Genomic DNA, 22,263 nt, shown 5'->3' with positions numbered 1-22,263 from the left:
GTTCGGGCAGGATGAGAACACACTAGGCACGTTTACCCAGGTGCCCCAAACTTCTTGGATAAACGTTACAGAGGATTTACTCGGGAGGCCCTTGATGTGGCAATCTGACAAGTCGTCGCGCCCCACGGGTCCCGCGGACTGGTCATATCCTCCGACTCTGGCGGCGTCCGAACGGTACGCGCGCTCGCGTCTGGTCTGGGAGATCGCGCTGGTGCTGCTGATCAGCGTGGGCCAGTCGGCGATCTATTCGGTGGTGTCGTTCGTGAGAGCGGCGACCCGTGCGCCGATCTCCCAGCAGCAGACGCAGCTGAATCCGTCGCGCAGCGCCGAGCCCCTGTGGGACGCGATCTACCAGTTCCTCGACATCTTCTTCTCGCTCGCTCTCGTCGCCCTGGCGCTGTATCTGCTGTGGGAGCCGGCCAACAATGCTCTGCGCCGCATCGGCCTGGATTTCCGCCGCCCGGGCTCCGACATCGCCCGGGGGCTGCTCCTGGTCGCGCTGATCGGCGCTCCGGGCATCGGGGTCTACGCGATCGGCCGGGCCATCGGGCAGAGCATCACGGTCGTCCCCGCGCCGCTGGACTCGTCGTGGTGGGTCATCGCCTTGCTCGTGCTGGCGGCGCTGCGGGCCGGATTGACCGAGGAGGTCATCTTCCTCGGATACCTCTTCGACCGCCTCCGCCGGCTCGGGTGGTCGTGGACGGGCATCATCGTCTCCACCGCGCTGCTGCGCGGCAGCTACCACCTCTATCAGGGCTGGCCGTCGGCGCTGGGCAACGTGGTGATGGGCCTCGTGTTCGGGTGGTGCTACAAGCGCTGGGGGCGGGTCATGCCGCTCGTCGTCGCCCATACGGTCATCGACATCGTCGCCTTCGTCGGCTACCCCCTGGCCGCGGCGTGGTGGCCGGGGATCTTCGCCCCGCCCGCGTCGACCCCGACGCCCACCGCGACGCCGTCGCCGACGGCCTGAGGCTCGCGGCGACAGGTCCCGCAGCGTGCCGTGACGGCATCCGGGATCCGACCTCAGCGCTGCGGCGGGGACCAGGTCCAGAACGCGGGGGGCACCCCGTCGGGCTCGGAGGTGTAGGCCACTCCCCCGACGCCCTCGGCGGTGACGACCGCGCCCGTGCGCTCGAGCAGGGGCACCCCGGCGTAGGCGGCGAAGAGCGAGCGGTCGATCTCCTTGGCCTCGGACAGCACGTCGACCGGATCGGTGTGGACGGTCAGCTCGTCGAACAGCGCGTTCGTCTGCGCCCCCTCGATCCCCTCGGCGATGCGGTCGCGCGCCGAGCGGTAGAGGCTCTCGTCCTCTCCCACCCAGGCCAACGTGGCATCCGCCTCTTCGGGAGTGGTCGCCAGGCGCACGGCGATCCCGGCACGGGCTCCCATCGACACCAGTCGAGGGAAGACCTGCGCCGAGACGTCGTCGGTGGTGTCGTAGGCCACGCGCAGCACGGCCGCACGATCGCCCAGGGCACTGCGCGCGCCGTCGACGTCGCTCCCCGTGCCGGGGGCGCCGTTGCCGGAGACGAGGTCGGCGTAGAGCGAGCCCGCCGCGGGCGACGACAGGAACGACTGCAGGGGCTGCGCGTCGGGGCGCACCGCGCCGAGGACGTCCTGCACGAGGGAGCCGCGGTCGATCGCGAGCGTCATGGCCTGACGGAGGTCGGATGCCGTCCCCTCGGCGAACCGCAGGTGCAGCGTCTGGGTGGTCGGACCGACCTGCACCTGGTATCCGGCCTCGGTCAGGGTCTCGTTCTCCGCCACGTCGATGTCGCCGACGTTGGCCACGTCGACCTGACCCGCCTCGACCGCGGACAGCTGGGCCGCACGGTCGGCGAAGAAGCGGACGGTCAGCTGCTCGAGCCCCGGGAAGTGGGCGCCCTGATACGAATCGCGGCGCGCGAGCTGAACCGTGTCGGCGGTGATCTCGGTCACCGTCCACGGTCCGGCCGAGACGACGCTGGCGGGGTCGGGGGTGGAGCCGGGCGCGATGTCGAACCCGGTGTTCCAGGTCTGAGCCGCGGCGAGCAGCACCGGGTTCGGTGTACGCGGCTGTTCCGGGTCGCCCGCGGGAGTGGTGAGGATCGCGGTGAGCAGATCCTTGACGCTGACGCCTGCTCGCTGTGCGATGACGTGGACGGGCCGGTCGAGCAGCCACTGACGGTTCCAGTCGGCGAACGGCTGCTCGTAGGTGAGGGTGAGGGTGTCGTCGGCGCGGTCGATGCTCGGGCGGGCGGTCCGTGCATTCGGGTCGGCGGGCATGGCCGTGTTGAAGTACCGCGTGCCCGAGACGATCTGGCCGGTCGCGTCGTAGGTCGCGTCGTCGAAGTAATGCGAGGTGACGGCCCAGCCGAACAGCAGGTCGTCGAGGGTCACCGGGGTGCCGTCCGACCACACACGGTCGGAGAAGAGCTCGTAGCTCACCTTGAGCGGGTCGCCCTGCACGCGGGTGATGCGGCCCAGACCGTCGTTGGGCACCACCTGGAGGTCGCCGTCGAGCGAGCCGAGCCGCTCGTCGAGGAGCGCGGACAGGGCGCGGTTGGCGGGGGTGTTGCCCGTGGCGCTGGCGGCGTTGAGGCTGGTCAGCGACCCCACGACGCCGAGGGTCAGGCTCGTGGGCGCTTCTTCGACCGGAGCCGGGGCGGGCTCGGGGGCCGCGCACCCGGCCAGGACGACACCGGCGGCCATCAGAAGGGCCAGCAGCCGTCCCGCCCCGCGTCGTCGAGTCGGTCGAGGAACGTCGTTCAGCCCACGGTGCAGCACAGGGGCACTTTACTAAACGCCTCCTGTGGGATCCCCGGGCCGCGCGCGCCCGTCGACGCCGGCCGCGCCCCGGACGGGCGCGCGAACGGCGCGGCACGGTGCGGCCGAGGGGCCGGGCACGCTAGACGCGGCGACGGCCCCGGATGCCGGGAACCGCCGCCGCGTCGGATCGTCAGGCGAACGCCTCCGGAGGGGGGCACGAGCACACCAGGTTGCGGTCGCCGTAGGCCTGGTCGATGCGGCGCACCGGGGGCCAGTACTTGCCGCGGATGAGCGAGCGCACGGGGTATACGGCGGTCTCGCGCGAGTACGGGTGCTCCCACTCCCCCACCACGACCGTCTCGGCGGTGTGCGGGGCGTTCACGAGAGGGTTGTCGTCGGCGGGCCACTCCCCCGCGGCGACCGCGAGGGCCTCCTGCTTGATCGCGATCATGGCATCCACGAAGCGGTCGAGCTCGGCGAGGTCTTCGCTCTCGGTCGGCTCCACCATCAGGGTGCCGGCGACCGGGAACGACATCGTCGGGGCGTGGAAGCCGTAGTCGATGAGGCGCTTCGCCACATCGTCGACGGTGACGCCGGTCTGCTCCTTGAGGGGACGCAGGTCGAGGATGCACTCGTGTGCGACGAGGCCCCCCTCACCGGCGTACAGCACCGGGTAGTGCTCGCGCAGACGCGTGGCGATGTAGTTGGCCGAGAGCACCGCGGCGGCCGTGGCCTGGCGCAGACCCTCGGCGCCCATCATGCGCACGTAGGCCCACGAGATCGGCAGAATGCCGGCGGAGCCGTGCGGAGCGGCAGACACCGGGCCCCCGTCGAACGTGCCGCCGGCGTGCTCGGCGCGCTGCGAGAACGGGTGCGAGGGCAGGAACGGCGCGAGGTGCGCCTTCGCCGCGACCGGACCCACGCCCGGACCTCCGCCGCCGTGCGGGATCGCGAACGTCTTGTGGAGGTTCAGGTGCGACACGTCGCCGCCGAGGTCGCCGAAGCGGGCGAAGCCGAGCAGGGCGTTGAGGTTCGCGCCGTCGACGTAGACCTGTCCGCCGGCGTCGTGCACGGCCTGCGTGATCTCGAGCACGTCGTGCTCATACACCCCGTGAGTGGAGGGGTACGTGATCATCAGGGCCGACAGCTCCGCCGCGTGCTGCGCGATCTTCGCGCGGAGATCGCCGAGGTCGACGTTGCCGGCCTCGTCGCACGCGACGACGACGACCTTCATCCCCGCCAGGATCGCCGAGGCGGCGTTCGTGCCGTGCGCCGACGACGGGATGAGGCATACCGTGCGCGCGGTGTCGCCGTTCGCGAGGTGGTAGCCGCGGATCGCGAGCAGGCCCGCGAGCTCGCCCTGCGAGCCGGCGTTGGGCTGCAGCGACACCGCGTCGTAGCCGGTGACCTCGGCGAGCCAGCGCTCGAGCTGCTCGATCATCTCGAGGTACCCGTGCACGTCGGCTTCGGGCGCGAACGGATGCACGCGCGAGAACTCGGGCCACGACACCGCTGCCATCTCGGTCGCCGCGTTGAGCTTCATCGTGCACGAGCCCAGCGGGATCATGCCGCGGTCGAGCGCGTAGTCGCGGTCGGCGAGCGTCTTGAGGTAGCGCATCATCGCGGTCTCGCTGCGGTGACTGTGGAACACCGGGTGCGTGAGGTACTCGTCGTCGCGGTGGAGGGCCTCCTCGACCCCGCGCAGCGCCTCCCCTTCGGACAGTTCCTCGCTCGCGAAACCGAAGGCGTCGAGGATCGCCGAGAGATCGGCATCCGTCGTCGTCTCGTCCACCGACACGCCCACGGTCGCATCGTCCACCCACAGCAGCTGGTAGCCGCGCTCGCGGGCGCGATCGACGACGTCCTGCGCGCGCCCCGGCACGTGCACGCGCACGGTGTCGAAGAACGCGTCGCTCGCGAGGGTGAGGTCGTACGAGCGCAGAGCGGATGCCAGGGCATCGGCCTTGCGCGCGACCCGCGTCGCGATCGCGCGGAGCCCGTCGGGCCCGTGGTACACCGCGTACATCGCGGCCATCACCGCGAGCAGCACCTGGGCGGTGCAGATGTTCGACGTGGCCTTCTCGCGGCGGATGTGCTGCTCGCGCGTCTGCAGGGACAGGCGGTAGGCGGGGGCGCCGACGGCATCCTGCGACACGCCGACGAGGCGGCCCGGAAGCTGTCGTTCGAGGCCCGCACGCACGGCCATGTAGCCGGCGTGCGGTCCGCCGAAGCCGAGGGGCACGCCGAAGCGCTGGGTCGTGCCGACCGCCACGTCGGCGCCGAGGGATCCGGGCGAGCGCAGCAGCGTCAGGGCGAGCAGGTCGGCGGCGGCCACGACCAGGCCGCCGTTCGCGTGCACGGTCTCGGCCACGGCGGAGAAGTCCCAGATGCGCCCGGTCGCGCCGGGGTACTGCACGAACGCGCCGAACGCTGCGGGGATCTCCCCCTCGAACGACGTCTCGACGATCTCGATGCCGACGGCCGCCGCTCGGTGGTGCAGCAGCGCCTTCGTCTGCGGCAGGGAGTCGACGTCGACGAGGAAGACGTCGGTCTTCGCCTTCGAGGCGCGACGAGCGACGAGCATGCCCTCGACGACCGCGGTGGACTCATCCAGCATCGACGCGTTCGCCGTGGCGAGCCCGGTCAGGTCAGTGACCATCGTCTGGAAGTTGATCAACGCTTCGAGACGCCCCTGCGAGATCTCGGGCTGGTACGGCGTGTAGGCCGTGTACCAGGACGGGTTCTCGAGGACGTTCCGCGCGATCACCGACGGCGTGAAGGTGTCGTAGTAGCCGAGACCGATCATCGGGCGGGCGGAACGGTTGGCGGATGCCAGCTCCCGCAGCTCGGCCAGAGCCTCCGCCTCGGTGGCCGCGGTCGGGATCGAGCTCGTCGCGCGAGGCTGCACGTGGATGGATGCCGGCACGGCGGTCTCGACGAGCGCCTCGACGCTGTCGTACCCGACGACCTCGAGCATGTGCGCCTGGGCGTCGGGACCGATGCCGATGTGGCGGTCGGTGAAGGCGGCCGGGGTCCCCGCATCCGTGCGAGGAGGGAGGACGGAGGTCATGCGGTGAGGTCCTCGTATGCGGCGCGGTCGAGCAGGTCGGCGGGCAGGTCGCCCTCGACGCGGATCTTGATGAGCCAGCCGCCGGCGAACGGCTCGGCGTTGACCAGCGAGGGGTCGTCGACGACGGCGTCGTTGACCTCGACGACCGTGCCGGTGATCGGCGCGTAGAGCTCGCCGACGGACTTCGTCGACTCGATCTCGCCGCAGACATCACCGGCCGAAACGGCCGAGTCCGCGCCGGGCAGCTCGACGAAGACGACGTCACCGAGCTTGTCGGCGGCGAAGTCGGTGATGCCGACGGTGGCGATGTCGCCCTCGAGGGCGATCCACTCGTGCTCGGAGGTGTAGCTGAGGGCGGTGAGGTCGGTCATGCGTTTCTCCGATAGAAGGGAAGGGCGGTGACGGTCGCGGGGATGCGGGTTCCGCGGACGTCGATGGACAGTTCGGTTCCGATGGCGGATGCCGCGGGTGCGACGAAAGCCATGGCCACGGGGTGGCCGAGGGTGGGGCTGAGGGCACCGCTGGTGATCTCGCCGACGGTGTCGTCGCCGTGCAGCACCGAGTAGCCGGCGCGACCCGCGCGGCGGCCCTCCGAGACGAGACCGACGAGGACCGGGGCATCGGCGGGTCCGGACGACAGGCCGTCCTTTCCGACGAACGCCTCCTTGTCGACGGCGACGACACGACCGAGGCCCGCCTGCGCGGGGACGATGTCGCGTGAGAGCTCGTGGCCGTACAGCGGCATGCCGGCTTCGAGTCGAAGCGTGTCGCGCGCGGCGAGACCGCACGGAACGAGACCCCGATCGGCGCCCGCAGCGAGCACGGCATCCCACAGGGCGGCGGCTTGGGCCGTGGGGATCATCAGCTCGTAGCCGTCCTCGCCGGTGTAACCGGTGCGGGCGACGAACAGCGGGGCCCCGTCGAAGGTGCCCTCGGTCCAGGCGTAGTAGCCGAGCTCGTCGAGTGCGGTGCCGGTGATCTCGACCCCCGGGGTGGAGCTCAGGATGCCACGGGCCTCGGGGCCCTGGAGGGCGATGAGGGCGTAGTGGTCGGTGACATCTTCGACGGTGAGGCTCCCGCGAGCGTCGGTCGTTGAGCCTGTCGAAGCGTCCGACGCGGGGGTTCCGGTCCCTTCGACGGGCTCAGGGACCTCGGCTGCGCCGTCAGGGACCGCGGTCGACGCGGGGACCCACGTGCGCTGAGCCAGGTCGAACGCCGCGGCCACGGCATCCCGGTTGCCGGCGTTCGAGATGACGAGGAAGCTCTGCTCCCCCGTGCGGTAGACGATGACGTCGTCGACGATGCCCCCGCTCTCCGCGAGGACCAGCGAGTACTTCGCCTTGCCGATCTTCATGGTCGACAGGCGTCCGGCGAGCACGTGGTCGAGGAAGGCGGCCGCGGTCTCGCCGTCGACGCGGAACTCGGCCATGTGCGAGATGTCGAACAGACCTGCGGCCGCGCGGACGGCGTGGTGCTCGGCGAGGTCGGAGGTGTAGCGCACGGGCATGTTCCAGCCGCCGAAGTCGGTGAACGAGGCGCCGAGGGCCTCGTGCCGATCGTGCAGCGGCGACGTGCGCGGTGGAGCGGGGGTTTCGGTCATGAGTTCTGCCGTTCGCGATGACGGACAGACGCCGGTCGGCGCCTGAAGAACTCCCCCTCTGTCATGGGCCTGAGAGTTTCACTGCGGCGTCCTGAACGCACAGCTTTCACCGTCGGCGGATCCGGCGCGGTGCACCCGGATCACTTTCCAGAGTGGCCCGATCGACGCGGTACGCGTACCTGAGAGATTGGCGGGGAGGCTTGCTCCTTCGGTGCCCGGCTGCGTTCGCCGGAGCTCTCCCGCATCGATCATGGGGCCGGTGTGGACTTGTGGGGTCAGCCTAGCGGAGCTTCGGTCGGCCTCGTGAGATGTTCAGCCGTTGTCCTGTTTGCGGAGTTCGTCGGCGTCGCCGGGGACGCAGAGGGAGGTGCCGGTGATGTAGTAGTTGCCGGGTGCGGTGGAGAAGGACAAACCCTCAACGGGACCTCCCGTGGCATAAACAACGTACGACGGGCTTTCAACGACGCGGACGTCCATTCCGAGAGCAGTCCAATGCTCCGCCATTTTTCGGGCGTCAGCTGCGTGATCTCGTTCGGGTTGAGGGTCAGCGTTGTACCAATAGTTGTAGTTCACACGTTCGCCGGGCTGGTCACCACAGTTCCCCACATCCGCCGGGCCCACCTCCGCCCATTCCACCTGGCCAAGAATGGCCGCGCTCTCCTCAATAGTCGACGTGAGCTTCTCGCGAGCCGATACGGGACTTTCGTCGGCGGGCGCTGAACAGGAAGCCAACAACAACGTCAGCCCCAGTACCGCAGCCGCGCTGGTCATCCAGCGAAGCACCCGGTCAGCGTCAACCGCCATGCGTCATTCCTTCGATGAGCCCTTGCTGGAGCGGCGTCGGTCCCGGCGGTACATAGTCCGTCACCTGTTGGCTGAGCCCAACGGTCGCGGCCGCTACATTGCGCAAGGACTCGGTGCGGGGGTCTAGATAGCCCGTGCCCTGGGGAGTACTGACCTCATGATGAGTCACGGGCAGTAACTCACCCTCCCCAGCGACACTGAATGCGTGAGCACCAAAGCCCGGCGCAATCGGATTGATGGGGTGGGCTGCGGACATTCTCCCCACCCATGCCCACGGATCACCGCCAGCAGGATCGATGGCCAAGACGTCCTGCGCCTGCCCGGAATAAACCTCCGTCGCATGCAGAAGGGTCGACTCATGTATTTGTGGCGCCAACCCAGCCGATCCCAAAGAAACGAAGGCCGCCACATGAACGTCATCCTGCGCGAGCGCGAAGGACGCCGTCGTCGTCCCGTATGAATGGGCCACCACGTTGACGTCGATACCGGCCCGCGAACATTGGAGGGCTCGGATGTCACCAGCCAGTGCGTCTCCACCTCGCCTGGCGAGATCGGAGCCTAGGACATCGAACTCACCTGCGCCTGTCGGGAGAGGTGGCGTGCGGTATCCAACCCATGCGACCGTTGCGTGAGATCGCCCCGGATCGAGCTGGTCTTGCATCGTCAGCAGGTTCTGGGTCGCGCGTGCCCAGTCACTGATGTGTTCGGTTGTCGTACCCATTCCCGGCACCGCGAGCGTTATGACGTCGGCAGCGTCGAGGTCGCCGATCGAAATCGAAGCGAGCGGGGGCGCGTCGTCGGTGAGGGAGATGAGCTGCCTCAGCGAGCCGGTGGCGGTTTCCGCGAGCGCCATCGCGATGTTCTCCAGCCCCGCCACCCGCGCCCGTGCGGTGTCCCGTCGTTTGGTCACGGCCTCCGATCCAGCGGCCGCATTGATCCGCGAGGAAAGCGAAGGCGCGTCCGCCTCCGCCAACGCCGCACGCGCCTCCTCGAGCTGCGTGCGCAGCCATATCCGATTCGCCTCGTCACGGGCGGTGTAAGCCACACCGCCGAGGTTGCCTATCACCGCGGGGGCGGCGTGAATGAGCGCGTGCTTCTGCCCATCGTCGAGGGCGGCCCACCACGGCGCGACCGCGGACGGCTCCGCCTGGCTGAGGACCTGTGCAAGCGCGGGCCGCGCGCGGAGCACCGTGGCCAGGCTCGGGCCGTCGGCGCCGGCGATCGCGTCCAGCGCCTGAGAGGCGGACACGCATCCGGTGAGCACGGCGAGCCACTCGTCTGCGTCGAGCCCGGGGGTTGCGATGGCGCGGCGGAGTGCGGCGGCGGTGTGCTCCGCCGCCCTGTCGAGCGCGGACCGCGCGTCGTCGAGGATCGACCGGGCTTCGCTCCGCGGTTCCAGACCGCGCAACGGCTGCCGATCCGGCGCGGGAAAGCTCGTCGTCACGGGCGGAGCGTCATCCAGGGCGTCAGCGCGGTTCCACAGATCGACGGCGTCTCCGGCGCGGGCACGGGCGGACTCCAGCGCCGCAACGAACTCCTCCAGCGCCGCCTGAGCGACGCGAAAGGCTGAGGCCATGGCATCCCACCGCGAGGCTGCGGCCGAGACGCGTCGCTCGTAGGCGTCCGCCGCTTCGCCCGCCCATTCCGGCACCGAGCGCACCCGCCGCAGCCTGGCGGCGGACTCTTCCGCGTCGACCGCACGAGCCGTCCACAGGGCGACCGTTCGATGGAGAGCGGCCGCATTCCCGGGGATGAGCCGTACCGGATCCGTGGACTGACCGAGTTCCGCCGTCACGGGAGGCTCCATCCGGCGGCCGATGCGAGCGCGCGGATCCCCTCGACGGCTGCGGTCTCCGTGCCTTCGAAGAGATCCGCGACGTCGCGCAGCCCTGCCGCCGTGGCGTCGATCTCGCGCTCCCGTTCGGATCGACAATCGTTCAGGCAGGCGACGAATTCGGCCAGCGCGAGCGAGAGATCGGGCTGACCCGGGACGCTCAGCAGCGGGAGGGGACTCAGGCCCGCCGAGACCTCTTTGACCTTCGTCGCGGCTCGTCGCACCTCGTCGACCGAGAGGGAGATGAGCGGCATGGGAGCGATCGTAGGGAGAGCGCCGGCCCCACCGGATCACCCTGTGGACAACTTCACCCTTGCGCGTGCGCGGCCTCGCGAACGCCGTCGGTCCCGCTGTCCGAACGCTCTTCGGCGCCCGCGCTGCCTCGCGCAGATACCGGCATCCCGCGGTCAGCCCCGGGTGCAGCTTCCGGATGCCACGGGCGTCGACAGCGCATCGATCTGCGCCATGACCGGGAGGAGCTCGGCAGGGGTCATGGCGTAGCCGACGTTGTCGTCGGTGTCGGAACGCGCGAAGACGATGCCGGCGACCTCTCCCGAGGTGGTCAGAAGCGGTCCGCCGGAGTTGCCGGGGCGGACGATCCCGGCGATCGCGTAGATGTCGCGGGGAGAGGACGCTCCGTCGTAGATGTCGGGGACGGGCACCGTCCCCTCCGAGAGGATCTGCGCGCTGCCCGACGTGAACAGGCCGCCGCCGGGGTAGCCCTGCACGACGGCGGATTCCCCCACCGCGAGCGTCGACACGATGGGGAGGGCCGCGGCGTCCAACTGATCCACCGAGATCACGGCGATGTCGTCGGTCGGGTCGAAGTAGGTGACGCGACCCTCGCGGGCGGGCTGACCGGGAAGCTCGACCAGCGGGGCGTCGACTCCGGCGACGACGTGGGCGTTGGTGACGACGCGGTCGTCGGCCACGACGAAGCCCGACCCGCTCGAGGTGATGCCGCACGCGTAGGCGGTGCCGGAGATGCGGGCGACCGACTGGGCAGCCTGGGTCAGGGCCGGGTCGTCGAGCGCGATCTCGGGCGCGCTGGGCACGGGGCCGATCTGGATGAGCGAACCGAAGCTCGGTATGCCGCCGGCGAACACCTGTCCGCGGAGGTCGGCGAGCGCGCCGCGCACGGGAGGCGGCGTGAGGTCGTCGATCGTGCGCACCACCGTGGAGGAGCCCAGAGCAGCCGAGACCACGGGCAGACCCACGGGCGTGAGGGATCCCGCGACGAAGGAGATCGTCAGAGCGGCGGCGGCGACGTTCACGACGCCACCGAGCAGACGCTCGGGCACGCGAAGCTTGATGCGATCGGCGCCGCGGCGGAAGAATCCGCCGACCGCGCTGCCGAGACCCGAACCGATCATCAGCAGCAGGATGCCGGCGAGGATCATCGCGGGGCCACGCCAGGCCGGGGCTGTGACCCATTGTCCGACGAAGGGCGTGACCCAGTACGCGGCGACGGCACCCGCCGCGAGCCCGGCGAAGAAGCCGATCGTGGCGAGGAATCCGCGCGACAGGCCCACGATGAGAGCGACCGCCAGAAGGGCGATCAGAACGATGTCGATGATCGGCATCCGACCTCCTGAGTCCTCCCCGAGGCTAGGCGGCGCGTCTGAGAGAACCCTTTCGACGCGCGGGGCCGGGCAGGCGCCGATCCTGCGACCGGGCGCTGAAGTCGCCGGTGGCCCCGGGGCTTCGGAGATGGCCCCGGGGCCACCCCGCGACACGGTCTTCGACAGGAGGTGCCCGGAATCATCGCGCGATTCGCCCTTCGGGTCGGAATGACACTAAGATCGATCCCGGAGATATGGTCACCATGACACGAACCCCTCGCCCCGAGCCCCGCGACGCCGACGTGCGCGTCGCGGTGTCGACCGTCATCTTCAGCGTGCGCCGCGACGCCGACGACGAACCCGTGCTCTCGCTCCCCCTCGTGCGCCGCACGCGCGATCCGTTCGATGGGCGCTGGGCACTGCCCGGCGGATGGCTCGACGCGACCGAGGGCCTCGACGCCGCGGCATCCCGCACGCTCGCCGAGACGACCGGCCTCACCCCCAGCTACCTCGAGCAGCTCTACGCGTTCGGCGCCGTGGACCGCTCCCCCACCCGCGTCGTGTCGATCGTGTACTGGGCACTGCTGCGCTCCGACGAGGTCGACGCGCAGGTCGCGGCCCACGCGCGGGAGGGCGACGCTCCCGAGAACGTCGAATGGTTCGACGCGACCGATCTGCCGACGCTCGCGTTCGACCACAACGACATCGTCGAATACACGCTGTGGCGCCTTCGCAACAAGGTCGGCTACAGCCGCATCGCTCACGGGCTGCTGCCCGACGAGTTCACGCTCGCCGACCTTCGCGAGGTCACGGAGTCGATCCTCGGCAAACGCCTCGATCCCGCGAACTTCCGCCGACAGGTCGACACGAGCGACACGCTCATCCCGACCGAGCGCTTCCGCACCGGAAGCCATCGCCCTGCCCGCCTCTACCGCTACAACCGCGACGTGGAGCTCGCCGACCGCGGCCCGCTCCCGTCCCGTCACTGATCGGAAACGCCCATGTCCGCCACACCCCTCACCCTGCAGCCGCGTCCGGCCGTCGACCCCAGCGTCGACCACGCCATCCAGGCGATCGTCTCGGGCGCGTCGACCGACGCCACCTGCACCACGGACCTCGCCGTGGGCCCCTGGGACTTCGACACGCGACCGGGGTACGGCCCGGGCTCGTCGATGGGCGACGTCATCCCCACCGGCGCTCCGCGGCAGGGCGAGCTGCCGCAGGACTACCGCGACGCCTCCGACGACGAGCTCGACGCCCGCATCCGCGCGGCGAAGCAGACCCTCGGCGAGCGCGTCGTCGTGCTCGGGCACTTCTATCAGCGCGAGGAGGTCGTGCGTCACGCCGACTACGTGGGCGACTCGTTCCAGCTCGCCAATGCCGCGAAGGAGCGCCCCGAGGCCGAGGCGATCGTGTTCTGCGGCGTGCACTTCATGGCAGAGACGGCCGATCTGCTCTCACGCCCCGATCAGGCCGTGATCCTGCCGAACCTCGCCGCGGGATGCTCGATGGCCGACATGGCCGACATCGACCAGGTCGAGGAGTGCTGGGAGCAGCTGGAGGAGGTCCTCGGCGATCTCGAGACCCCGGATGCCGAGGGCCTCGTCCCCGTCATCCCGGTGACGTACATGAACTCCAGCGCCGCCATCAAGGGCTTCGTCGGGCGCCACGGCGGGATCGTCTGCACCTCGTCGAACGCGCGCACGGTGCTGGAGTGGGCGTTCGCGCGCGGACGGCGCGTGCTCTTCTTCCCCGACCAGCACCTCGGCCGCAACACGGCCAAGGCCATGGGCGTGCCGCTCGAGCAGATGCCGATGTGGAACCCGCGCAAGGCCCTCGGCGGCTCGACCGCGGAACAGCTCGCAGACAGCCGCGTCATCCTGTGGCACGGCTTCTGCTCGGTGCACCGCCGCTTCACCGTCGACCAGATCGACAAGGCGCGCGCCGAGCACCCCGGCGTCCGCGTGATCGTGCACCCCGAATGCCCGATGGACGTGGTGGATGCCGCCGACGAGGCGGGGTCGACCGACATCATCCGCAAGGCGATCGCTGCGGCGACCGAGCCCACGACCTTCGCGATCGGCACCGAGATCAACCTCGTGCAGCGCCTGGCCGCACAGTATCCGCAGCACGAGATCTTCTGCCTCGACCCGGTGGTGTGCCCCTGCTCGACGATGTACCGGATCCACCCGGGCTACCTCGCGTGGGTGCTCGAGTCGCTCGTGGCGGGCGAGGTCGTCAATCGCATCACCGTCCCGGCCGATGTGGCCGAGCCCGCGACCGTGGCCCTCGAGCGCATGCTCGCCGCGAAGCCGAACGGCGCAGTGAAGTGACCACCGTCGTCGTGGTGGGCAGCGGCATCGCCGGTCTCACGGCGGCGCTGCACGCTCACGAGGCGGGATGCCGCGTCACCGTCGTGACCAAGGGCGCCCTGCCCGACACCAATACGCGCTGGGCGCAGGGGGGTATCGCCGCCGTCACCGACCCGGCGGACACCGTCGCCTCGCACGCGGCCGACACGATCACCGCGGGTGCGGGATTGAACGACTCGGATGCCGTGGAGGTGCTCGTCGGCGAGGGACCGGCGCGCATCGCCGAGCTCGTGGACCGCGGGGTCGGCTTCGACCGCACCGCGGACGGCGATTTCTCGCGCGGTCTCGAGGCGGCGCACGCCGTCGCCCGCGTGCTGCACGCCGGTGGGGACGCGACCGGCGCCGCCATCCAGGCCGCCCTGGGCGAGGCGGTGCGCGCGGAGGGGATCCCTGTGCAGGAGCACGCTCTGCTCCGCGACCTGATCGTCGAGCGCGGCCGTGTCACGGGCATCGAACTGGCCGACGGCGACCGGCTCACCGCCGACGCCGTCGTCCTCGCCACGGGTGGAGCGGGTCAGCTGTACGCCCACACCACCAATCCCCTCGGTGCCACCGGCGACGGCATCGCCGCGGCCATCCGGGCCGGCGCCGCCGTGGCCGACCTCGAGTTCGTGCAGTTCCATCCGACGGCGCTCGCCGTCGGGACGCCCTTCCTGGTGTCGGAGGCCGTCCGCGGCGAGGGCGCCGTTCTCATCGATGACGCGGGACGCCGCTTCGCGTTCGACGCGCACCCCGACGGTGAGCTCGCCCCCCGTGACGTCGTCGCCCGCGCCAACGCCCGCGCCATGGCCGCGCAGGACGGTCACCCCGTCCGCCTCGACGCCACCGCCCTGGGCGCGGAGCGCTTGGCTCGGCGCTTCCCCACGATCGACGCCGCCGTGCGCGAGCGCGGCCTCGACTGGGCGCACGAGCCCATCCCGGTCACCCCCGCGGCGCACTACCTCATGGGCGGCGTCGTGACCGACCTCGACGGGCGCACCACGGTGCCCGGACTGTACGCGGTGGGCGAGACGGCGCGGACCGGCGTGCACGGGGCGAACCGGTTGGCATCCAATTCGCTGCTCGAAGGGGCCGTGTTCGGCGCGCGCGCCGGGGATGCCGTCGCCCGTGACCGCGACTGGCCGATCCCCCCGGTCGCCCCCGCGCGACCGGTGCCCGTGGCGGTCGACACCGCTGCCGAGGCATTCTCCCGCGCGGCTCTGCAACGGCTCATGTGGGACGACGCGGGACTCGTGCGCGACGCCTCCGGGCTCGACCGCGCCGCGGCGACACTCGCCGCTTGGCGAGCGGCGGGACTCCTCCCGTCGGTGGAGGACGACAACCTCCTCCTCGTCGCCACCCACGTCGTGGATGCCGCGCGGGCGCGTACCGCCTCCGTCGGCGCCCACCACCGCTCGGACGCCGCCGAACCGGCATCCCTTTCCGCCCCTCCGGAGGTCCTCGCATGCTGACCCGCGCCACCATCGACCGTGTCGTCTCCGCCGCCCTCGACGAGGACGCCCCCTGGGGCGACCTCACGAGCGAGACCCTCATCCCGGAAGACGCGACGGCGCGCGCCGAGCTGGTCGCCCGCGTCGACGGCGTCTTCAGCGGAGCCGCCGTCTTCGCCGCGGCGTTCACCCTCACCGATCCGTCGACCACGGTCGAGCAGCGCGTCGCCGACGGGGCGCGCTTCTCCCCCGGCGACACGCTCGCGGTGGTAACCGGTCCCGCTCGCGCGGTGCTCACGGCGGAGCGCATCGGACTGAACTTCGTGCAGCGCATGTCGGGCATCGCGACCCTCACCGGCCGCTACGTCGCCGAGGTCGCCCACACCGGCGCCCGCATCGTCGACACCCGCAAGACCACCCCGGGCCTGCGCGCCATCGAACGACAGGCGGTGCGCGACGGCGGCGGCCACAACCACCGCTTCTCGCTCTCGGATGCCGTGATGGCGAAGGACAACCACCTCGCCGTGCTCACCGCGAACGGCCTGTCGGTCACCCAGGCTCTCGAGAGTGCGATCGCGCGGCTGCCGCACACCACGCATGTCGAGGTCGAGGTCGACCGTCTCGAGCAGATCGACGCCGTGCTCGCCGCGGGCGTCGGAACGATCATGCTCGACAACTTCTCGCTCGACGATCTGCGCACCGGCGTCGCCCGTGTCGCGGGAGCAGCGCAGGTCGAGGCCTCGGGAGGGGTCACCCTCGACACGGTGCGCGCCATCGCCGAGACCGGCGTCGACGTCATCTCCGTCGGCGCGCTCACGCACTCGGCGTCGTCGCTCGACCTCGGACTCGACATCCGCATCGAGACGGCGTGAGCCTCTACCTCGACAACGCCGCGACGACGCCCGTGCGCCCCGAGGTGCTCGAGGCGATGGCCCCGTACCTCACGCGGTACTTCGGCAACCCGTCGAGCCATCACGAGCTCGGGGAGGCAGCGGCATCCGCCCTCGACGACGCCCGATCGCGGGTGGCCGCCGTCCTCGGGATGCGGACGGGAGACGTGACCTTCACCTCCGGCGGCACGGAGTCCAACAACGCCGCCATCAAGGGCCTCGTCCTGGGATCGGGGAAGAGGCACCTCGTCACGACGGCGATCGAGCACGAGTCGGTGCTCGCCTCCGCCGATTACCTCTCCCGCCTGCACGGGGTCGCGGTCACGCACGCCCTGATCGACGCCACGGGAACGCTCACCCCCGACGCGCTCGCCGCGAGCCTGCGCGAGGACACCGCGCTCGTGAGCGTCGGCTATGCCAACAACGAGATCGGCACGGTCCAGGACGCCGCCGCCCTCGCCGCCGTCGCCCACGAGCGCGGAGTGCCCCTTCACCTGGATGCCGTGCAGGCGGCCGGGTGGCTGCCCCTGGCCGGCCTCGGGGCGGATGCCGTGACCGTGGCCGGCCACAAGGTCGGCGCCCCCAAGGGCACCGGCATCCTGGCCGTGCGCGGGCGACTTCCGTTCGAACCGCTGCTGCACGGCGGCGGCCAAGAGCGCGGACGCCGGTCGGGGACGCCGGATGTCGCGGGAGCCGTCGCCATCGCCACTGCCCTCACCCTCGCCGAGGCGGAGCGCGCGGAGGAGGCCGCCCGCGTCTCGGGGCTGCGCGATGCGTTCATCTCCCGCGTCCTCGCGCTCGTGCCCGACGCGCGCGTCACCGGCCACCCGACCCGTCGCCTCCCGGGCACCGCGAGCTTCGTCTTCCCCGGCACGAACGGCGAGACCGTCCTGCTCGAGCTGGAACGCCGCGGCGTCGTCTCCTCGAGCGGCTCGGCGTGCGCGGCCGGCAGCGACGAGGCGTCGCACGTGCTGCTCGCGATCGGCCTGGATCACGATACGGCCCGCACCGCCGTGCGCTTCACGCTGCCGCACGGCCTCACGGCATCCCTCGATCCCGTCGCGGATGCGGTCGCCGCGGCCGTGACGGCCGTAGGATCGCGCGGGTGAGCTCCACCCCGGTCACCGTCATCGTCCCCGGTTTCGACGTCGCCGAGTACGCGACCGAAGCCCTCGATTCGCTCCGCGCGCAGACGCACCCGCACTGGACGGCGGTGCTCGTCGACGACGCCTCGACCGACGACACGGCCCGCATCTTCGCCGACGCCGAGGCCGACGACCCCCGCTTCCGTCTCGTCCGCCACACGGAGCAGCGCGGCCTCGGCGCCGCCCGCAACACCGGACTCGCGCGGGTCGACACGCCCTACACCGCCTTCCTCGACGCCGACGACATCCTCCGTCCCGACGCGCTCGCCCGCCTCGCCGACGCCCTCGATCGCACCGGGAGCGACTTCGTCGCGGGAGCGTACGTGCGCCTGCGCCCGGATGCCGAGGGCCCGGGATACACCGCGGGCGACGTGCAGCCGTGGGTCGCGGCGGCCACCGACCCGGCCCGCTCGGGGACGACGCTGACGCAGCACCCCGCGGCATCAGGGAACATCGTCGCGTGGTCCAAGCTCAGCCGCACCGCCTTCTGGCACGAGCAGGGTCTCCGCTTCCCCGAGGGGCGCTACTACGAGGACCAGGTGCTCGCCCAGCGTATGTACGCCTCGGCGGCGGCGTTCGACGTGATCCCCGAGGTGATCGTCGAGTGGCGCCAGCGCCGCGACGGCGGGTCGATCACCCAGCGCCTGGGCGAGGTCGACGTGCTGCGCGACTACCTCGAAGCCCTCGGCGAGGGCATCGCCGTGCTGCGCGCCGCCGGGGCCGACGCGGCCGTCGAAGAGCGCGGGCGGCTGATCCGCACGCTGGATCTCCCGCCGCTGCGGCGCATCGCCGAGACGCATCCGGACGCCTCGTACCGCATCGCGCTCAAGGCGTTCATGGAGTCGCTGCCGGGCTGAGGCCGGGGGCGGCGGCCTGTGCCGGGCCGCGTCACGTGTGCGCAGACACAACGGCGGGCGGAGTCCCCGACACGCCGACACCGGATTCTGTCATGCGGCGCGCTTCAAACACCTCGCGCCGTCGTGCACGGAATGCGGCGGGTCCGAACCGCGTCGAGCTACGCCGGCGCCTCGTCCGCCCGGCGCGCGGGAAGGGCGGCGCGGGCCAGACCCGCCTCGTCGAGCTGCTCCTCGGCGAGCACGAACGAGGCCGCGAGCTGCTCGGCGGCGAGGCTGGCGTACAGTCCCCCGAGCGCCAGCAGTTCGCCGTGCGTGCCGGATTCGACGATGCGACCGGCATCCACCACGTGAATCTGATCGGCACCGATCACCGTCGACAGGCGGTGGGCGATCGACAGCGTGGTGCGACCGTGCGATGCGGTCTCGAGGGCTTCCTGCACGATGCGCTCCGACACGGTGTCGAGGGCGCTCGTCGCCTCGTCGAGCAGCAGCACGGGCGGGTCTTTCAGCAGCACCCTCGCGATCGCGATGCGCTGCTTCTCGCCGCCCGAGAGGCGGTATCCCCGTTCACCGACGACCGTGTCGTACCCGGCCTCGAAACCGGCGATCACGTGGTGGATGTTGGCCGCCCGACACGCGGCCTCGATCTCGTCGTCGGTGGCGTCGGGACGGGCGTAGCGCAGGTTCTCGCGGACGGTCGCATGGAAGAGGTAGGTCTCCTGCGAGACGATGCCGATCTCGTCGATGATCGAGGCGCGCTCGAGCGAACGCACATCGGCTCCCGAGAACAGGACCGCGCCGCCGCTGGCTTCGTACATCCGCGGCGTCAGGTACAGGATGGTCGTCTTCCCCGCGCCGGACGGCCCGACGAAAGCGACGTGCTGGCCGGGCTCGACCGTGAACGACACGCCGTCGAGGGTCGGTCGCGCCTGCGCGGGGGCGTCCGGGTACCGGAACTCCACGTCGCGGAACTCGATGCGCCCGAGCGGTCCGGGCGCGGCCGAGACGGGAAGCGCATCGGGCACGTCGACGATGGCCGGGCGCAGGTCGAGGTACTCGAAGATCCGGGCGAACAGCGCCGACGAGGTCTGCACGTCGAGCGCGACGCGCATGAGGCCCATCAGGGGCATGAGCAGCCGCGCCTGCACCGTGGTGAAGGCGACGATGGTGCCGGCGGTGATCGCCCCCGCGCCGCCGCCGATGAGGTATCCCGAGACGAGGTAGATGACCGCGGGCACGCTCGACATGATCACCTGCACGACGGCGAAGAAGCCCTGACCGCTCATCGCGCGGCGCACCTGCAGGCCCACCTGGTTGTCGTTCTCGGCGTCGAAGCGCGCGGATTCGGTGCGCTGGCGGTTGAACGACTTCGACAACAGGATGCCCGAGACGCTCAACGTCTCCTGCGTGATCGCGGACAGCTCCGACAGCGACTCCTGCGTCTCACCCGCGATGCGGGCCCGCACCTGGCCCACCCGTCGTTGGACGAACAGCAGGAACGGCATGAGCGCGACCGCGATGAGGGTGAGCCGCCAGTCGATGAGGATCATGGCCACGAGCGACGCGATGACGGTGACGGCGTTGCCGAGGATGCTGGTGACGGTGTTGGTCAGCACACCCGACACGCCGCCCACGTCGTTCTGAAGACGCGATTGGATGACGCCCGTCTTCGTGCGGGTGAAGAACCCGAGCTCCATGTTCTGCAGGTGGTCGAAAAGACGGGTCCGCAGGTCGCCGGTGACCCGATTCCCCACGGTGGCCGTCAGCCAGGTCTGACCGACGTTGAGCGCAGCGGAGACGAGGAAGAGCCCGATCATGAGGCTCACGAGGACGGCGAGAAGGCGCAGATCGGGGTTCGAGCCGTCGACGGGGAACAGCGCGTCGTCGAAGATGCGCTGCACGAGCAGCGGCGGGATGACCGCGACCGCCGCGCCGACGACGACCAGCAGCGCCGTGAAGGCGATGCGGGCGCGGTAGGGGCGGAAGAGCTCGACGACCCGACGGCCCAGATTCGCCACCCGCGGCGCCTGGGCGTTGCGCTTGCGCTGCACGTCGGCATCCACGCCGCGGAACATGCTCCCGCCCATTCCGCCCATGCTCATGCGGGCCAGCCTACGTCCGCCCACCGACATCGAGCCGCGGACGGCGATGTCGGAGCCCCTCGGTAGGGTCGCTACCGGATCATCTTCGATCCGATCGTCTCGATATCGGAATACCTCGGGCCGCCTGCCCGTTGTGACCGACGCAGTCGCCCTCCGTGGCGCCACGAAGCCCCCCGCGTGTAAAGGACCTCGTCATGGCCGCCACCGGCACCATCCCCGTCTCCCGACCGACGACCGCGTCGACCCCGTCGATGCCGACGCACCGCCCCGGCCCGGTGATCGCGCTGCTCGTGGTCGCCGCCTTCGTCGTCATCCTGAACGAGACCACGATGTCGGTCGCGCTCCCGGCGATCATGGCCGATTTCGGCGTGAGCGCGGCCACCGGCCAGTGGCTCACCTCCGCGTTCCTGCTGACGATGGCCGTCGTCATCCCCCTGACCGGCTTCCTCCTCGAGCGCTTCCCGATCCGCGTGGTGTTCTTCAGCGCGATGGGCGTCTTCGCCGTCGGCACGCTCGTCGCCGCGGTCGCGCCGGCGTTCGGCGTCCTGCTCGCGGGACGCATCATCCAGGCGATGGGCACGGGCGTCATGATGCCCCTGCTCTTCACGACCGTGCTCAACCTGGTCCCCGCGAACAGGCGCGGTCGGGTGATGGGCGTCGTCACCATCGTCATCGCCGTCGCACCCGCGGTCGGGCCCACGGTCTCGGGCCTCATCCTCTCGGCCCTCACCTGGCACGCGATCTTCTGGCTCATCCTGCCCATCGCGCTCGTCGCCATCGCTCTCGGTGCGCGCTGGGTCCGCAACGTCACCGAGACCCGCCCCGATGCACGTTTCGACGTCCTCTCGGTCGTCCTTTCGGCGATCGGCTTCGGCGGTCTGGTCTACGGCCTGAGCGCCATCGGCGAATCGGCCTCGGGCCACGCGTCCGTGCCGGTGTGGATCCCGCTCGCGGTGGGCGCCGTGTTCGTCGCGGTCTTCGTCCTGCGCCAGCTCCGCCTGCAGCGCTCGGACTCCGCTCTGCTCGACCTGCGCGTCTTCCTGAGCCCCTCGTTCCGGCTCGCCGTCCCCCTGGTCGCGATCGTGATGGCGGCTCTCTTCGGGTCGCTCATCCTGCTGCCGATCTTCCTGCAGCAGGCGCTCGGCCTCAGCAGCCTCACCGTCGGTCTCATGTTGCTTCCGGGCGGCGTGCTCATGGGGGTCATGGCACCGATCGTCGGTCGCCTGTTCGACCGCTTCGGCCCGACTCCCCTCGTCATCCCCGGGATGCTCATCGCCGCCGCCGTGTTGTGGACGATGGCGCTCACCTTCGGCCAGGGCACCCCGATGTGGTGGATCGTCACGGTCTACCTCGCCCTGAACCTCGGGCTGGGCCTCGTGTTCACGCCTCTGATGACCTCCGCGCTCGGTTCGCTCCCCCGCCGCCTGTACTCGCACGGCAGTGCCGTCGTCGGCACCGCTCAGCAGGTCGCCGGTGCCGCGGGCACGGCCGGCTTCGTGGCGATCATGACCGTGTTCTCGAGCATCGCCCTCGCCGGTGGCACCGACCAGGCCGGCGCCGTCGCGTCCGGCGTGCACGCGTCCTTCCTCGTCGGCGCGGTGATCGCCACGGCCGCGGTCGTCCTCGCGTGCTTCGTGCGCAAGCCGGCGGAGGCGGAAGAAGCCGACGCGGCCGTCGTCGCGCCCTGACCGGCATTCGAGGCGGGCGCGCACCGTGACGGTGAGCGCCCGTCTCGCAGTCTGCGCTGAAGACCGGCGCCGCCGGCGTTGCAGCGAGACCCCGGCTCACCACCAGAAGGGGCGACCGACATCGCCGCGCGGGGCGCGGACGCGTAGCGTCAGAAAGACGT

At 70.9% G+C, this 22,263-nt stretch carries 17 protein-coding genes and 2 riboswitches; of the genes, 8 read left to right on the top strand and 9 right to left on the bottom strand.

Annotated elements, in window-relative coordinates:
• The first annotated feature begins 94 nt into the window (after nt 1-94).
• Nucleotides 95-970 (top strand): CPBP family intramembrane glutamic endopeptidase, encoded by an 876-nt coding sequence (locus tag RWH45_RS13135; RefSeq protein ID WP_315995347.1) that lies wholly within the window; start codon nt 95-97, stop codon nt 968-970.
• 53 nt (nt 971-1,023) lie between these two features.
• Here the strand turns inward: RWH45_RS13135 and RWH45_RS13130 are convergent, their stop codons facing one another.
• From RWH45_RS13130 to RWH45_RS13095, 8 genes are all read right to left on the bottom strand, one after another.
• The gene (locus RWH45_RS13130; RefSeq protein ID WP_315995346.1) at nt 1,024-2,766 is read right to left on the bottom strand and encodes an ABC transporter substrate-binding protein; all 1,743 of its coding nucleotides are present in this window, start codon (nt 2,764-2,766) and stop codon (nt 1,024-1,026) included.
• 172 nt (nt 2,767-2,938) lie between these two features.
• The gene (gene gcvP, locus RWH45_RS13125) at nt 2,939-5,818 is read right to left on the bottom strand and encodes an aminomethyl-transferring glycine dehydrogenase (RefSeq protein ID WP_315995345.1); all 2,880 of its coding nucleotides are present in this window, start codon (nt 5,816-5,818) and stop codon (nt 2,939-2,941) included.
• Nucleotides 5,815-6,189, bottom strand: coding sequence for a glycine cleavage system protein GcvH (gcvH, locus tag RWH45_RS13120; RefSeq protein WP_315995344.1), 375 nt, complete (start codon nt 6,187-6,189; stop codon nt 5,815-5,817). The genes gcvP and gcvH overlap by 4 nt, the downstream gene beginning before the upstream one ends.
• Nucleotides 6,186-7,418 (bottom strand): aminomethyl transferase family protein, encoded by a 1,233-nt coding sequence (locus RWH45_RS13115; RefSeq protein WP_315995343.1) that lies wholly within the window; start codon nt 7,416-7,418, stop codon nt 6,186-6,188. The genes gcvH and RWH45_RS13115 overlap by 4 nt, the downstream gene beginning before the upstream one ends.
• Nucleotides 7,419-7,466: 48 nt before the next feature.
• A riboswitch (glycine riboswitch) is annotated at nt 7,467-7,575 on the bottom strand.
• A riboswitch (glycine riboswitch) is annotated at nt 7,576-7,670 on the bottom strand.
• A 60-nt stretch (nt 7,671-7,730) separates the two neighbouring features.
• Nucleotides 7,731-8,222: a hypothetical protein gene (locus RWH45_RS13110; RefSeq protein WP_315995342.1), complete on the bottom strand. Its 492-nt coding sequence runs from the start codon at nt 8,220-8,222 to the stop codon at nt 7,731-7,733.
• Nucleotides 8,212-10,017, bottom strand: a complete 1,806-nt coding sequence (locus tag RWH45_RS13105; RefSeq protein WP_315995341.1) for an alpha/beta hydrolase — start codon at nt 10,015-10,017, stop codon at nt 8,212-8,214. The genes RWH45_RS13110 and RWH45_RS13105 overlap by 11 nt, the downstream gene beginning before the upstream one ends.
• Entirely contained in the window at nt 10,014-10,310 is a 297-nt protein-coding gene (locus RWH45_RS13100) for a hypothetical protein (RefSeq protein WP_315995340.1), read from the bottom strand. The genes RWH45_RS13105 and RWH45_RS13100 overlap by 4 nt, the downstream gene beginning before the upstream one ends.
• A 153-nt stretch (nt 10,311-10,463) precedes the next feature.
• Nucleotides 10,464-11,639, bottom strand: a complete 1,176-nt coding sequence (locus RWH45_RS13095; protein WP_315995339.1) for a MarP family serine protease — start codon at nt 11,637-11,639, stop codon at nt 10,464-10,466.
• 242 nt (nt 11,640-11,881) lie between these two features.
• Between RWH45_RS13095 and RWH45_RS13090 the strand changes: the two genes are divergently transcribed.
• Genes RWH45_RS13090 through RWH45_RS13065 form a run of 6 tightly spaced genes read left to right on the top strand, consistent with a single transcriptional unit; the run spans nt 11,882 to nt 18,312 of the window.
• Nucleotides 11,882-12,607 carry an NUDIX hydrolase gene (locus RWH45_RS13090; RefSeq protein ID WP_437127347.1) on the top strand — a complete coding sequence of 242 codons (726 nt, stop codon included), beginning with the start codon at nt 11,882-11,884 and terminating at the stop codon, nt 12,605-12,607.
• A gap of 12 nt (nt 12,608-12,619) precedes the next feature.
• Nucleotides 12,620-13,951, top strand: a complete 1,332-nt coding sequence (gene nadA, locus RWH45_RS13085; protein WP_315995337.1) for a quinolinate synthase NadA — start codon at nt 12,620-12,622, stop codon at nt 13,949-13,951.
• Nucleotides 13,948-15,441 carry an L-aspartate oxidase gene (gene nadB, locus RWH45_RS13080; RefSeq protein WP_315995336.1) on the top strand — a complete coding sequence of 498 codons (1,494 nt, stop codon included), beginning with the start codon at nt 13,948-13,950 and terminating at the stop codon, nt 15,439-15,441. Before nadA ends, nadB begins: the two co-directional genes overlap by 4 nt.
• Nucleotides 15,435-16,292, top strand: a complete 858-nt coding sequence (nadC, locus tag RWH45_RS13075; RefSeq protein WP_315995335.1) for a carboxylating nicotinate-nucleotide diphosphorylase — start codon at nt 15,435-15,437, stop codon at nt 16,290-16,292. The genes nadB and nadC overlap by 7 nt, the downstream gene beginning before the upstream one ends.
• On the top strand, nt 16,289-17,419 hold the full coding sequence (locus tag RWH45_RS13070) for a cysteine desulfurase family protein (protein ID WP_315995334.1): 1,131 nt from the start codon (nt 16,289-16,291) through the stop codon (nt 17,417-17,419). Before nadC ends, RWH45_RS13070 begins: the two co-directional genes overlap by 4 nt.
• Nucleotides 17,416-18,312, top strand: a complete 897-nt coding sequence (locus RWH45_RS13065; RefSeq protein ID WP_315995333.1) for a glycosyltransferase family 2 protein — start codon at nt 17,416-17,418, stop codon at nt 18,310-18,312. The genes RWH45_RS13070 and RWH45_RS13065 overlap by 4 nt, the downstream gene beginning before the upstream one ends.
• Before the next feature lie 158 nt (nt 18,313-18,470).
• Here the strand turns inward: RWH45_RS13065 and RWH45_RS13060 are convergent, their stop codons facing one another.
• Nucleotides 18,471-20,408 carry an ABC transporter ATP-binding protein gene (locus RWH45_RS13060; protein ID WP_315995892.1) on the bottom strand — a complete coding sequence of 646 codons (1,938 nt, stop codon included), beginning with the start codon at nt 20,406-20,408 and terminating at the stop codon, nt 18,471-18,473.
• A gap of 200 nt (nt 20,409-20,608) precedes the next feature.
• On the opposite strand from RWH45_RS13060, the gene RWH45_RS13055 reads away from it, so the two are divergent.
• Nucleotides 20,609-22,102 (top strand): MDR family MFS transporter, encoded by a 1,494-nt coding sequence (locus RWH45_RS13055; protein WP_315995332.1) that lies wholly within the window; start codon nt 20,609-20,611, stop codon nt 22,100-22,102.
• Nucleotides 22,103-22,263: the final 161 nt, after the last annotated feature.

It is taken from the genome of Microbacterium galbum (assembly GCF_032464915.1).
GTDB classification, from domain to species: Bacteria; Actinomycetota; Actinomycetes; order Actinomycetales; family Microbacteriaceae; genus Microbacterium; species Microbacterium galbum.
Note: the sequence above shows the minus strand (reverse complement) of the source record. Positions and strands in the feature narration are given on the sequence as shown.